A 13,931-nucleotide genomic window follows, 5' to 3' on the forward strand; every position below is an offset into this window, starting at 1 on the left:
AAACTGGATATCGAAACAAAGCAAAATGTCGAAACATCTATACGATGTGATGATTGAGCGCATGCGAGATCATCAATCTTTTAGCTGCTAGTGAGAATGTCTTGAGTTTGGAGTGACTTTGTGCGTAGCGCAACGGAACGGAGAACCAAGATCATTCGAACGATTGGTTAAGCTAATAAGAGCACACGGAGGATGCCTAGGCACCAGGAGCCGAAGAAGGACGTGGCGAACGACGAAATGCCTCGGGGAGCCGTAAGCAGGCTTTGATCCGGGGATGTCCGAATGGGGGAACCCGCGTGAGGTAATACTCACGTACCACACAGTGAATACATAGCTGTGTAGGAGGCAGACGAGGGGAACTGAAACATCTAAGTACCCTCAGGAAAAGAAAACAAAAGTGATTCCGTCAGTAGCGGCGAGCGAAAGCGGAACAGCCCAAACCAAGGGGCTTGCCCCTTGGGGTTGTAGGACGTCAATGTGAGTGCAGGTTGGTAGGCGAACAGGTCTGGAAAGGCCGGCCAAAGTGGGTAACAGCCCCGTAACCGAAAGCAACCGAGACTCTAGACGGATCCTGAGTACGGCGGGACACGTGAAACCCCGTCGGAATCCGGCAGGACCATCTGCCAAGGCTAAATACTCCCTGGTGACCGATAGTGAAGCAGTACCGTGAGGGAAAGGTGAAAAGAACCGCGGGAGCGGAGTGAAAAAGAACCTGAAACCGTGTGCTTACAAGAAGTCAGAGCTCGTTAATGAGTGATGGCGTGCCTTTTGTAGAATGAACCGGCGAGTTACGTTTACGCGCAAGGTTAAGGTGAGAAGCCGGAGCCGCAGCGAAAGCGAGTCTGAATAGGGCGAATAAGTACGTAGACGTAGACCCGAAACCGTGTGATCTACCCCTGTCCAGGGTGAAGGTGCGGTAACACGCACTGGAGGCCCGAACCCACGAATGTTGAAAAATTCGGGGATGAGGTGGGGGTAGCGGAGAAATTCCAATCGAACTCGGAGATAGCTGGTTCTCCCCGAAATAGCTTTAGGGCTAGCCTTGGGATTGAGAGTCGCGGAGGTAAAGCACTGATTGGGTGCGGGGCCCGCCAAGGGTTACCAAGTCCAGTCAAACTCTGAATGCCGCAGACTTATGCCCAGGAGTCAGACAGTGAGTGCTAAGATCCATTGTCAAGAGGGAAACAGCCCAGATCATCAGCTAAGGTCCCCAAGTGTGTGTTAAGTGGGAAAGGATGTGGAGTTGCAAAGACAACCAGGATGTTGGCTTAGAAGCAGCCACCATTGAAAGAGTGCGTAATAGCTCACTGGTCGAGTGACTCTGCGCCGAAAATGTAACGGGGCTAAACACACCACCGAAGCTATGAGTCCAATTATGGGCAGTAGGGGAGCGTTGTAACAGCAGTGAAGGTTGATCGTGAGGACAGCTGGAGCGGTTACAAGTGAGAATGCCGGTATGAGTAACGAAAAGACAAGTGAGAATCTTGTCCGCCGTAAGCCTAAGGGTTCCTGAGGAAGGTTCGTCCGCTCAGGGTAAGTCGGGACCTAAGGCGAGGCCGAAAGGCGTAGTCGAAGGACAACAGGTTGAAATTCCTGTACCACCGTGAACCGTTATGAGCGATGGGGTGACGCAGAAGGATAGTGACGCGGACTGATGGATGTCCGTCCAAGCAGCGAGGCTGGTTAGTAGGCAAATCCGCTAACCGAAAGGCTGGGCTGTGATGGGGAGCGAAATTATAGTAGCGAAGGTCATGAGTTCAAGCTGCCAAGAAAAGCCTCTAGCCAGGGAGAAGGTGCCCGTACCGCAAACCGACACAGGTAGGCGAGCAGAGCATGCTAAGGCGCTCGGAAGAACTCTCGTTAAGGAACTCGGCAAAATGACCCCGTAACTTCGGGAGAAGGGGTGCCTCGGTAGGGTGAATAGCCCGAGGGGGCCGCAGTGAAAAGGCCCAAGCGACTGTTTAGCAAAAACACAGGTCTGTGCGAAGCCGCAAGGCGAAGTATACGGGCTGACGCCTGCCCGGTGCTGGAAGGTTAAGGGGAGCGGTTAGGGGTTAAACCCGAAGCTGTGAACCGAAGCCCCAGTAAACGGCGGCCGTAACTATAACGGTCCTAAGGTAGCGAAATTCCTTGTCAGGTAAATTCTGACCCGCACGAATGGCGTAACGACTTGGGCGCTGTCTCGACGAGAGATCCGGTGAAATTTTAATACCTGTGAAGATGCAGGTTACCCGCGACAAGACGGAAAGACCCCATGGAGCTTTACTGCAGCTTGATATTGGACTTTGGTACGATCTGTACAGGATAGGTGGGAGCCTAGGAAGCCGGAGCGCCAGCTTCGGTGGAGGCGCCGTTGGGATACCACCCTGATCGTATCGGAGTTCTAACCTGGCACCATTAGCTGGTGCGGGGACAGTGTCAGGTAGGCAGTTTGACTGGGGCGGTCGCCTCCTAAAGAGTAACGGAGGCGCCCCAAGGTTCCCTCAGAATGGTTGGAAATCATTCGAAGAGTGCAAAGGCATAAGGGAGCTTGACTGCGAGACAAACAGGTCGAGCAGGGACGAAAGTCGGGCTTAGTGATCCGGTGGTACCGAATGGAAGGGCCATCGCTCAACGGATAAAAGCTACCCTGGGGATAACAGGCTTATCTCCCCCAAGAGTCCACATCGACGGGGAGGTTTGGCACCTCGATGTCGGCTCATCGCATCCTGGGGCTGAAGTAGGTCCCAAGGGTTGGGCTGTTCGCCCATTAAAGCGGTACGCGAGCTGGGTTCAGAACGTCGTGAGACAGTTCGGTCCCTATCTGTCGCGGGCGTAGGAAATTTGAGAGGAGCTGTCCTTAGTACGAGAGGACCGGGATGGACGTACCGCTGGTGTACCAGTTGTCTCGCCAGAGGCACGGCTGGATAGCCAAGTACGGAAGGGATAAGCGCTGAAAGCATCTAAGCGTGAAGCCCCCCTCAAGATGAGATTTCCCAGTATGTAAGACCCCTTGTAGACGACGAGGTAGATAGGTTCGGGGTGGAAGCGCGGCAACGTGTGGAGCTGACGAATACTAATCGGTCGAGGGCTTATCCTATAAAGCATATGACATTTGCTGAAGTTTCGAATCCAGTTTTCAAGGCGCAAGTCGCTTTGAACAACAACCTAGATGTTTCTTGGCAGAAGCATCACGTTTGGTGATGATGGCGGAAGGGAACCACGCGTACCCATACCGAACACGACCGTTAAGCCTTCCAGCGTCGATAGTACTTGGACCGAAGGGTCCTGGGAGAGTAGAACGTCGCCAAGCGAAATACCGCTTTACACTCGTTATTAACATTCCCCGATAGCTCAGTTGGTAGAGCACTCGACTGTTAATCGAGTTGTCACAGGTTCGAGTCCTGTTCGGGGAGCCATTTTAATAAGGCCCGTTGGTCAAGGGGTTAAGACACCTCCCTTTCACGGAGGTAACAGGGGTTCGAATCCCCTACGGGTCATAGCAATACCCTTTAATGAGAACCCTTGGGTTCGTCGGAGCATAAGCTTCGATAGCGATGCTTCGCAGTCTCATCACGCAGTGATGAGTATCCTCTACGGGTTATAGCAATATGGAGGCTTAGCTCAGCTGGGAGAGCATCTGCCTTACAAGCAGAGGGTCGGCGGTTCGATCCCGTCAGCCTCCACCATATAAGATTTACACGACGCGGGGTGGAGCAGCCCGGTAGCTCGTCGGGCTCATAACCCGAAGGCCGCAGGTTCAAATCCTGCCCCCGCAACCAATCTTTATCGCGGAGCCGTGGTGTAGAGGCCTAACATGCCTGCCTGTCACGCAGGAGACCGCGGGTTCGAATCCCGTCGGCTCCGCCACTATTTTAATAAACTTGGCGGTCGTGGCGAAGTGGCTAACGCACCGGATTGTGGCTCCGGCATTCGAGGGTTCAATTCCCTTCGATCGCCCCATTATTACCTTATTGGGGATTAGCCAAGCGGTAAGGCAACGGACTTTGACTCCGTCATGCCTAGGTTCGAATCCTAGATCCCCAGCCATGCTTTAAGAGCCATTAGCTCAGTCGGTAGAGCACCTGACTTTTAATCAGGGTGTCGTAGGTTCGAGTCCTACATGGCTCACCAGTTTTATTCCTTGTGCGCGTATGGCGGAATTGGCAGACGCACCAGACTTAGGATCTGGCGGGAGACCGTGGGGGTTCAAGTCCCTCTACGCGCACCATCTATGCGGAAGTGGCTCAGTGGTAGAGCATCGCCTTGCCAAGGCGAGGGTCGCGGGTTCGAGTCCCGTCTTCCGCTCCAAAACTTTCTATTGAAAGTTATGCGGTTTTATTGTAAAGTATCAAATGTGTCTCACTTAGTGAGTATGCGGAAGTGGCTCAGTGGTAGAGCATCGCCTTGCCAAGGCGAGGGTCGCGGGTTCGAGTCCCGTCTTCCGCTCCATAATATGCTGGTATGGCGGAATTGGCAGACGCGCGCGACTCAAAATCGTGAGGGAAACCGTGGGGGTTCAAGTCCCTCTACCAGCATTGTAACTTCGGGACGTAGCTCAGCTTGGTAGAGCACCTGGTTTGGGACCAGGGGGTCGCATGTTCAAATCGTGTCGTCCCGATTTTTCTTATTTATAATGCGGGTGTAGTTCAATGGTAGAACTCCAGCCTTCCAAGCTGGTAGCGTGGGTTCGATTCCCATCACCCGCTCCATATCGTCCTTTGTTCCAGTAGCTCAGCTGGATAGAGCAACGGCCTTCTAAGCCGTCGGTCGGGGGTTCGAATCCCTCCTGGGACGTAAGATGAAGCCCTTCTCGTGAAGGCTTTTTCTTTATCATAAGAATGTACATGTCAAGACCCTTTGATAAGGGTCTTTTTTTGGTGTGATAAAGTTGACGAATCGGTATATTGCTGGTCATTTCCTAGGGTTTGACTTATAATATAAGGGGCAGACATGTCCGGTATGGTTCATATCGGTTCGAATTGGTTCAATTTCATAAGATGATATAGGGGTGAATGGAACGTGAGTTTTTTTGATTTGAGCGGTAAAGTAGCGATTGTTACTGGTGGAGCAGTGGGTCTTGGCGGCGGTATTTCGATCGGCCTGGCAAAGGCTGGTGCTGATATTGTGATTGTAACAAGTAATGACCGATCCCGTGAGACGCAGGAGCAAATCGAAGCCATGGGACGCAAGGTACACACAGTAGTGGCCAACCTAATGGATGAGAATGCTCTGCAAGGGGTTGTGGATGAGGCGCTGAAGGTTTTCGGCAAGATTGATATTTTGGTTAACAATGCAGGGATTATTCGTCGTACGCCTGCAGCGGATCATGCGGCACAGGATTGGCATGATGTATTGCAGCTAAATCTGAATTCCGCTTTCTTCCTTTCCCAATTGGTTGGCCGGGAGATGATTAAACAAGGATCAGGTAAAATCATTAATATTGCATCCATGCTGAGCTACCAGGGCGGCATTAACGTACCGGGCTATACCGCGTCTAAGCATGCAATTGCGGGGGTAACGAAGGCATTAGCAAACGAATGGGCCAGCAAGGGCATTCAAGTCAACGCCATTGCACCAGGGTATATGGAAACGGACAACACAGCGGCTCTGCGTGCCGATGAGGAAAGAAACGCCCAAATCCTTGTAAGAATTCCTGCAGCACGTTGGGGAACGCCGGAAGACATGCAAGGTCCAGTGATATTCTTAGCATCGAAGGCTTCTGATTACATGTCCGGACACGTCCTTTGCGTGGATGGCGGATGGATGTCGAGGTAACCCATGACAAACCAAGGACAGCAGATGTTTCAACCGGAGATTATCACTTTTGGGGAAACAATGGCATTAATGATGCCTAATGGTGTCAAAGGAATCGAATACGCAACGGGGTTTCAAGGTTTATTTGGCGGTGCCGAGAGTAATGTAGCGATCGGGGTATCTCGTCTTGGTCATCGCGTGGGATGGTTCAGCCGGTTGGGCAAGGATCCTTTCGGCCGCATGATTTTGAAGAAAATCCGGGGCGAAGGTGTGGATGTATCCCGTGTCGAGCTGACTACGGAAGCACCGACGGGCCTAATGCTTCGCGAGGTTGTGTCAGGCAAGACATCGGTATACTACTATCGTAAGGGCTCTGCGGCCAGTACGCTGCGTCCTGAGCACCTAGATGAGGAATATATCAAGCAGGCCCAATATCTGCATGTTACGGGCATTACACCGGCTCTCAGCGAATCCTGCCGCGAGACGGCGAAGGAAGCGATTCGTTTAGCCAAAAAACACGGCGTAAAGGTATGCTTTGACCCGAACTTGAGATTGAAGCTGTGGTCTATTGATGAAGCGAGAGATGTCCTGCTGGATTTGGCTAAGGAAGCGGATTATTTCCTCCCCGGGCTGGATGAGCTGAAGCTGCTGTATCAAACGGAGAATTTTGACGAGATCGTCGGTCACCTGAACCAGCTGAATGCTGTATCGATTGTGAAGGGCGGAGATGACGTTACCCTGATCGTAGAAAAGGGAGATGTTCGTTCCGTGCCTTACTTTAAGGCGGAACAAGTGGTGGATACGGTAGGAGCCGGCGACGGCTTCTGTGCGGGCTTCTTCGTTGGCCTGTTAAAGAACTACAGCCTAGATGAGGCCGTGAAGCTCGGTAATCTGATTGGCTGTATGGTCGTACAAATGGAAGGCGATTGGGAGGGCATTCCGACTTGGGAGCAAGTCGAGGCATTCCTGAATAATGTGAAGCACGTAGAACGCTAAGGGATGGTGTACTAGATGAAAAAGCTAAAATTACTCCAGCAGATTTCGCAAGAAGGCGTAGTTGCCGTTCTTCGCGGGGAAACGCCGGATGAAGTTGTAGAGATGGCGGAGCAATCGATCGAGGGTGGAATCAAGGTTATTGAGGTCACGATGACCGTTCCGTTTGCCCTGCAGGCGATCGAGAAGCTCGCGAAGAAATATTCCAGCAGCTCGTCCGATCCTTCGAAGTACGCCATCATTGGTGTTGGCACGGTGCTTGACCCTGAGACGGCTCGTGCTGCCATTCTAAGTGGTTCCGAGTTCGTGGTAGGTCCGTCGCTCAACCCTGAAACGATCACGCTCTGTAACCGTTACAGAGTGCCTGTCATGCCGGGTGTGATGACAATCCAAGAGATCCAGCGGGCTTTAGAGCTTGGCGTGGATATCGTAAAGCTGTTCCCTGGCAACCTGTACTCCCCATCGATGATCAAAGCGATCAAAGGACCGCTGCCGCAAGCCAATATTATGCCGACCGGCGGGGTATCGCTAAGTAATCTGGGTGAGTGGATTCAAGCCGGAGCGGTAGCCGTGGGTATCGGCTCCGACCTAACCTCTGATGCTGTGAAGACAGGAGACTACAGTCTCGTTGCAAAGAAAGCAGCCCAATATATCGAAGCCTATCGCGCGGCAAAAGCTTAATAATAAAAAAAAGCGCATCCTTCAACAAATGAGGGATGCGCCTTTTTTATGCCTTTAAGGGAAAAAGAAAGCCCTCTGGATATCTTTCCAGAGGGCTTTACGCATTTCTATTCTGTAGCTACCGATTGATCTGCTTGCAGACCCACAGGAGCAATCCGTACGAAGTGATCTTGCAGGTTAGCGAGAAGAGCGTCGATCTTCGCAGCGGCTTCTGCTTGCCCGGAGTTCGCCAGCTCTTCGCGGTAAGCGCCGAGCAGCTCGTTCAGGTCCTTAGTGCTTTGTACGCCGACCGGTTCGATTTTGACCTTCGCGCCTTTGGCGATACGACGCTCGATAGCAGCCTGGTCCAGACCCATCTCAGGCACCAGACGCTGGTAGATCACGCCGCCTGTCATACCGGCACAAATCCATGGACCTGGGTCGCCCATCACAACGGCACGGCCGTTTGTCATGTACTCAAACGCGAAGCCTTTCAGGTTGGCGCGTGCCGCCAAACCGCCAAGCTCATCCTGCAGCGGGCTGGTGATTTCGCCGCCGAAGACAACGTCCGCGCCCGAGAAACGGATACATGCGCGAGTATCGGCATTACCTTGGATCAGGAACAGACCCTTCTGCGCGCCGTAACCGAACGATTTGCCGACGGAGCCGTTAATGAATTGCTTGTGCTTGCCAAGCGACTTCAGAACGGCAACCTTACCGCCAAGAGACATCTTCGCTACGCCGTCTTCCGCACCACCATGTACGGTGATGTTAACGCCGCGAGCGTTGAAGGCCGCCAGACCGTTACCTGGAACGGAACCATCGGTGATGGTGATGTTCGCAGCCGGAAGCTGATCATAGCTGCCGTCATAGCGGTCTCTTACGCGATGGCTGGAGTAACGGCTTCCGAGAATCCGAGTCTCGGCATCCACCTTGGACCAGCGACGCTCAACCGGCGCGCTGTAATCCACAGCATCCGGGAAAAATTCTTGGCCTTCAGCGCCAGCTGCGATACGAATATCGGAGGATACCGCTGCCGCCACCTCAGCTTGAGCTTCTTGCGCTGCCGCGAAGGAGAGTGGAGCCGGACGGAGCAGGTCGCTCAGGTCGATGCGATCGTTATGGCTTACTTGCTGGAGCAGGTCGGAACGACCGACAAGATCCTGCAGGCTGTTGAAGCCCAGCTGAGCTGTGATTTCACGAATTTCTTCACCGATGCCACTGAACAGGCGAACGAGAGAATCTACAGCCGTGTCGTACACACGAGGTACGAAGCGGCGAAGACCTTTTTCTTCAGCCTCTTCCAGGGAGTCGATCTGAGTAGCGATACCAACGTGGCAAGTATCCAAGTGACAGCCGCGGCAAGTCGTACAGCCGACTGCCTGCATGGCGATGGATCCGAAGCCTACGCGGTTTGCGCCGAGCATAATCATTTTGACAACGTCCGCACCGGACTTCATACCGCCGTCAGACCACAGCTCGACGCGATGACGAAGACCTGCTTCGATCAAAGCAATATGAGCCAGCTTCGTACCGATCTCGGTAGGCAAGCCAACGTGGGTGATGGAGTGAATCCGTGCTGCACCGGTACCGCCGTCAAAGCCGGACAGCGTGATGACATCCGCACCCGCTTTGGCAACGCCGACAGCAATCGTACCGATACCCGGTACTACTGGAACCTTCACGATGATCTTCGCTTTACGTCCACTTGCTTCCTTCAGCTCGCTGATGATTTGCGCCAGATCCTCGATGGAGTAAATATCATGGTTGTTGGACGGCGAGATCAGGTCGGAGCCGATCGTTGCGTTACGAGCAGCAGCGATCTTCGCTGTAACCTTGGAGCCCGGCAGGTGACCACCTTCGCCCGGCTTCGCGCCTTGACCGATTTTGATCTCGAGGAACGCAACCGCCGTTGCCAGCTCTACGTTCACACCGAAACGTCCGGATGCTACCTGAGCACCGCGAGTACGCTTATAACGTCCGAGCATATCCTTGATCTCTCCGCCCTCACCGTTCATGGTAACCATGTTCAGACGCTCGCCTGCTTCCGCATAGGCACGGAAAGCCGTTTCGTTCTGCGAACCGAAGGACATGGAGGAGATCAACGTAGGCAGATCGTGGCCACCGATGCTGATATCCACCTGGGACTTATCAAGCGGCTTGCGGCCTTCCGCCAGAGCCTTCTCGAAGTTAAAGTCAGCCACGTGACGAATGGAAATGCCGTTCTTCTTCTCTTCTTCACGAAGCTTATCACGGTAATCGGTGTAAGGTGCCGTACCGGAAGCCGCGTCGCCGAGAGCCTTCCACATGCGCTGGAAGAAACGGAAGTTTTTCGCAGCTTTGGCCTTAGCATTGGAGAAGTCGTTATAACGAGCTTCCGCATCCGCTTCAAGCTCTGCAAAGCCGGTACCAACATTGTCACTGCCGAGATAGTTCACGATATCAAGAACCTCCGCCACCTCCGGCTTCAAACCTATGGAGGAGAAGAAGCGAGTATAACCTCTGAGCTCATGCGTACCGATAGTGGAGATAACCTTCTCCAAGCCCTTGGACAGAGCGGTATGCACTTTGCGGGCTGCGACAGCTCCGTCTTTCACGGCAGCTGTTGCAAACATAACGTAAGGAGAGATCAGATCCGCACCCAAGCCGCATGCCACAGCAATGTCGTGCAGGTTGCGAACGGCCCCGCTGCGAAGCACGATGGAAGCATGACGGCGCAGGTTATCGCCGGAGCCAAGCTTCTCTGCGCGAAGCGCAATATCCACCTTGGAAACCGCAAGATGCGGATCCAGCCACAAACGATCGTTTTGGTGAGCGTCGCTGTCGTCAAGAACAACAAGCATGGCTCCACCGCGAACGGCAGTAACGGCATCGGCAGCAAGCTGCTCCAAAGCATCTTTCAGCGATGTACCGCGCGCGAAGGTAGTGGAAAGCGTAGCTACCGCATTGTCCCCATGGCTGCGGAAGAAAGCAGCGATCTGCTCAAAGCTTGGCTGGTGCAGCTGCTCAAGGGAGTCAACCCCGTTGCTGCCTTCCAGTACGAGCGGATACAATACCTCGAAACGAGGACGAGCATCATGTGCGCCGTACACGGTAGGGCGAGGTCCGACGATCACGCGAGTGGAGAAATGCTCCATTTCACGGTCGCGGTCAATCGCCGGGTTGGTAACGACGGCAACACTTTCTTTAATGAAATCAGGAATGTTCACACGTTCCCAAGCCAGAGCGGCATGCGGGCTGTCATGGCCAAGGGAGCGAATCGGCTCTGCGCCGGTTTCCGCTGTTGTCTCGATCATGCTGATGCCGTCGCGATCCCAGCCGAATGCGCTATAGATGGAATCAGTAGGCACGATGTCTGCATTAGGAGCCGCTTCGACAGCAGGAGCTTCCGCCTTCAGATACTTGTTCAGACCATCCAAAGAAATGCGGGCCTGAGCACGCTTCAAGACGGTGTTCTGTACTTGGTGATAAGGAATCACTTGTACATGCTCGCCCGGAGTCAGCAGAACGCCAACCTTCTCGCCCGGAGCGATCGGCTTCGGATCTGCTACCATTTCGTCAACGGTAATGACGCCTTGCTCGGAGGAGAAGTAAAGGGAAGTTTCGCTTTCTACCATCCATACCGGACGAAGACCGAGAGCATCCACGCTGAAAATACATTCATTGCCGTATCGGGATACGATACCCGCAGGACCCTGCGCATAATGACCCCACATTTGACGATAATAAACATACAGATTTTGCAGATCTTCTCTATACAGCTTCATCTCGTTCAGGATCGGAGGGAAGACGATCTCCATAGCTTCGAACAAGCTGAGGTTGAAGCGGTGGATGAACGTTTCGATCGTACGGTTCATATCCTGAGAGTCGGAACCGCCGTCTACAAGCGGCACGCCGACCATATCCGCCTCGAGGCGAAGCTTCTTCACCGTGTTGATCTCCCCGTTATGACCCAGAAGGGAGAACGGCTGAACCCGGAAGAAGCTGGATTGTGTATTAGTGGAATAACGGTTATGGCCGATCGTTACTTGTGCCGCGAAAAGAGGATCACGCGTATCGTTGAAATATTTTGGCAGGATGCTGGCCGCGCCCATGACCTTATAGGCTGCAGTCACATTGCTGAGTGTAGCGACGTGAACGTAGTATTTGGACTCGATGGCAATATGCAGCTCGAACAAGTGATCGGCAACCTTCACACCTTGCTTGTCGCAAAGCGCGGCGATCTGCCAGAACGTAGGCTCATCCGCACGGCCGTTCGGGCCGAGCACGCTGCTGTCCACCTGATTTTCCTGCTCAAGAATAATATTCACACCGAACTGTGCGAACAGCTCGCGGATGCCCTTCTGAATCTCTTCAACGGACTGATCCAGCTTGCGCGGAACAAAAATATGTCCGACGGAGAAGCGCTCGTCATAAGCAAGCTTGCCGTCCAGGCCTGCGCTGCTAAGCTTGCTTTCCCAGAGAGCTCGAGGAATATCCGTTAAAATACCGCAGCCGTCGCCTTCTCCGTTAATAAAGCCCGAACGATGCTCCATCTTAACCAAAGCGTCGATCGTTTTTTGAATATTATCGCGGGATGGAAATCCATCCTTCTCTACGATACAGATAATACCGCAACTGTCATGTTCGGTTGCCAGCAAGTTCTGAAAGCGGCCTTCATTGCGCATTACTTCGTTCATTCTATTGGTCAGCAGGCTGACCGTCACCTCCCAAAAAAATAATAGGGCTAACCCTGAAACAAAGGTTACAACATGATCGCTTGTAAGAAAGCGGACAAAGTCATCAGCATGAAAAGCATGAATAAAAATTCAGTTCGATGCATAAATGACCAACTCTGCGATTCTTTGGGCAGGACGGAAACAGAATTGCATAGGGCTTATAAAAAGTAAAGCGCCCTATATCGACAAAATGAGCTCATGTCCCAATAGCTTCCATGACAACAACCTTCCAATAATAGCCGACTTTAAAAAGGTAAAAGTATTATTAGAATAACACGAAAATGATGGCTAGACAATAGAACAATCAGGAGAATCGACAAATGTAAGCGCTATATATTCTGTATATCAGGTGAATAAAGGTAAAATCTTCACATGTCATGTTAGGTATTTAAAAACGAACGAACTATTACCGTTATCCGATAATAGTTCGTGATTTGGATGATAAATGAAGTTTATTGGCGCTTCAACGCGGCAAAGGAGCGATCAGCCGCCTCGATCGTTTGTATAACATCAGCCTCCGTGTGGGCGGTGGTCAAAAACCAAGCTTCGTACTTGGAAGGAGCGAGGCAAACGCCCTCGGAAAGCATAAGGCGGAAAAACTTCGCGAACTGCTCGCCGTCGGTATCCTGCGCCTCTTCGTAATTGGTGACCGGATGGTCGCAAAAATGAGTGGAGAGCGCGCCGCGGATCCGATTGACCGTCAGCGGAACGCCGTGACGCTCAGCGGAGGCGGTAAGGCCGCCCTCCAGCAGGCGGCCCAGCTCGTCCAGCCGGTCGTAGACGCCCGGCTGCTGCAGTACTTGCAGGCATGCGATGCCTGCGGAGATCGACGCAGGATTGCCCGCCATCGTGCCGGCTTGATAAGCCGGGCCTAAGGGCGCGACCTGCGCCATGATGTCCTTGCGGCCCCCATAAGCTCCGATCGGCAGGCCGCCGCCGATGATTTTGCCGAGGGCCGTCAAGTCGGGCTCGATGGCCGCGGGATCGCCGAGGCCATCGAAGGTGGACGCCGCGCCGTAGTGGAACCGGAAGGCGGTGATCACCTCGTCGTAGATGACGAGGGAGCCGTTGCTGCGCGCCAAGGTGCAGAGCCCCTCGAGGAAGCCCGGCTTCGGCATCACCATGCCGAAGTTGCCCACGATGGGCTCGACCATCACGGCGGCGACGTCGTCGCCCCAGCGCTCCAGGGCAGCCTCGAGCGCGGCGAGGTCGTTGTACGGCACGGTGATCACCTCGTGCGCGATGCTGGTAGGGATGCCGGCGCTATCCGGAATCCCCAGGGTTGACGGGCCGGAGCCTGCGGCGACGAGCACCAGGTCGGAGTGGCCGTGATAGCAGCCGGCGAACTTGATGATCTTCGTCCGGTTCGTATAAGCACGGGCAACACGGATGGTCGTCATGACCGCTTCCGTACCCGAATTGACGAAGCGTACCTTATCCAAAGACGGGATAGCGTCCTTCAGCATGCGGGCAAATTCAATCTCAAGCTCGGTAGGCGTCCCGTACAAGGTGCCGTTCTGTGCCGCCCGGACGATGGCCTCCGTCACATGAGGATGGGCATGTCCGACAATGATCGGTCCGTACGCGGCCAAGTAATCAATGTAGCGATTGTCGTCTACATCCCAAAAATATGCGCCCTGTCCGCGCTTCATGAAAACAGGGGCGCCGCCGCCCACAGCTTTAAACGATCGTGAGGGGCTGTTGACCCCTCCGACAATATGGTCAAGCGCTTCTTGATACAGCGCCTCCGATTGTGTTCTTTTCAATGCAAAAACCTCCCTGCCGGAATCGGCTTTCTGTTCTCCTGAAAGTTACTGCTTAAGA

Annotated in this window: 5 protein-coding genes, 15 tRNA genes and 2 rRNA genes; 20 read left to right on the top strand and 2 right to left on the bottom strand. The window is 53.5% G+C overall.

The window, feature by feature from the left end; genetic code table 11:
• Positions 1–165: 165 nt before the first annotated feature.
• The 20 genes from RAC89_RS14315 (at position 166) to RAC89_RS14410 (ending at position 7,410) form a co-directional block, all read left to right on the top strand.
• Positions 166–3,079 (top strand): 23S ribosomal RNA (locus RAC89_RS14315).
• Between the two features lie 96 nt (positions 3,080–3,175).
• Positions 3,176–3,292 (top strand): 5S ribosomal RNA (gene rrf, locus RAC89_RS14320).
• 30 nt (positions 3,293–3,322) lie between these two features.
• Positions 3,323–3,398, top strand: a tRNA-Asn gene (locus RAC89_RS14325).
• A gap of 9 nt (positions 3,399–3,407) precedes the next feature.
• Positions 3,408–3,479, top strand: a tRNA-Glu gene (locus RAC89_RS14330).
• 113 nt (positions 3,480–3,592) lie between these two features.
• Positions 3,593–3,668 (top strand) — tRNA-Val (locus tag RAC89_RS14335).
• Between the two features lie 16 nt (positions 3,669–3,684).
• Positions 3,685–3,761 (top strand) — tRNA-Met (locus RAC89_RS14340).
• An 11-nt stretch (positions 3,762–3,772) separates the two neighbouring features.
• Positions 3,773–3,849 (top strand) — tRNA-Asp (locus RAC89_RS14345).
• Between the two features lie 17 nt (positions 3,850–3,866).
• Positions 3,867–3,942, top strand: a tRNA-His gene (locus RAC89_RS14350).
• Between the two features lie 12 nt (positions 3,943–3,954).
• Positions 3,955–4,029, top strand: a tRNA-Gln gene (locus RAC89_RS14355).
• Between the two features lie 8 nt (positions 4,030–4,037).
• Positions 4,038–4,113, top strand: a tRNA-Lys gene (locus tag RAC89_RS14360).
• 14 nt (positions 4,114–4,127) lie between these two features.
• A tRNA-Leu gene (locus tag RAC89_RS14365) sits at positions 4,128–4,210 on the top strand.
• A 5-nt stretch (positions 4,211–4,215) separates the two neighbouring features.
• Positions 4,216–4,290: transfer RNA gene (locus tag RAC89_RS14370), tRNA-Gly, on the top strand.
• A 66-nt stretch (positions 4,291–4,356) separates the two neighbouring features.
• Positions 4,357–4,431, top strand: a tRNA-Gly gene (locus RAC89_RS14375).
• Between the two features lie 6 nt (positions 4,432–4,437).
• Positions 4,438–4,517: transfer RNA gene (locus RAC89_RS14380), tRNA-Leu, on the top strand.
• A gap of 9 nt (positions 4,518–4,526) precedes the next feature.
• A tRNA-Pro gene (locus RAC89_RS14385) sits at positions 4,527–4,600 on the top strand.
• A 17-nt stretch (positions 4,601–4,617) separates the two neighbouring features.
• Positions 4,618–4,691 (top strand) — tRNA-Gly (locus RAC89_RS14390).
• 11 nt (positions 4,692–4,702) lie between these two features.
• A tRNA-Arg gene (locus tag RAC89_RS14395) sits at positions 4,703–4,776 on the top strand.
• Between the two features lie 225 nt (positions 4,777–5,001).
• Positions 5,002–5,757, top strand: coding sequence for a 2-dehydro-3-deoxy-D-gluconate 5-dehydrogenase KduD (kduD, locus tag RAC89_RS14400; RefSeq protein ID WP_284643768.1), 756 nt, complete (start codon positions 5,002–5,004; stop codon positions 5,755–5,757).
• 3 nt (positions 5,758–5,760) lie between these two features.
• Entirely contained in the window at positions 5,761–6,732 is a 972-nt protein-coding gene (locus RAC89_RS14405; protein WP_306614245.1) for a sugar kinase, read from the top strand.
• 15 nt (positions 6,733–6,747) lie between these two features.
• Positions 6,748–7,410, top strand: a complete 663-nt coding sequence (locus tag RAC89_RS14410) for a bifunctional 2-keto-4-hydroxyglutarate aldolase/2-keto-3-deoxy-6-phosphogluconate aldolase (protein WP_306614246.1) — start codon at positions 6,748–6,750, stop codon at positions 7,408–7,410.
• Positions 7,411–7,517: 107 nt separating this feature from the next.
• On the opposite strand, the gene RAC89_RS14415 is transcribed toward RAC89_RS14410, so the two are convergent.
• The gene (locus tag RAC89_RS14415) at positions 7,518–12,068 is read right to left on the bottom strand and encodes a glutamate synthase-related protein (RefSeq protein WP_306614247.1); all 4,551 of its coding nucleotides are present in this window, start codon (positions 12,066–12,068) and stop codon (positions 7,518–7,520) included.
• 491 nt (positions 12,069–12,559) lie between these two features.
• Entirely contained in the window at positions 12,560–13,873 is a 1,314-nt protein-coding gene (locus RAC89_RS14420; RefSeq protein ID WP_306614248.1) for a glutamate-1-semialdehyde 2,1-aminomutase, read from the bottom strand.
• Positions 13,874–13,931 lie beyond the last annotated feature (58 nt).

The organism is Paenibacillus sp. GD4, assembly GCF_030846225.1.
GTDB lineage: Bacteria > Bacillota > Bacilli > Paenibacillales > NBRC-103111 > Paenibacillus_G > Paenibacillus_G silviterrae.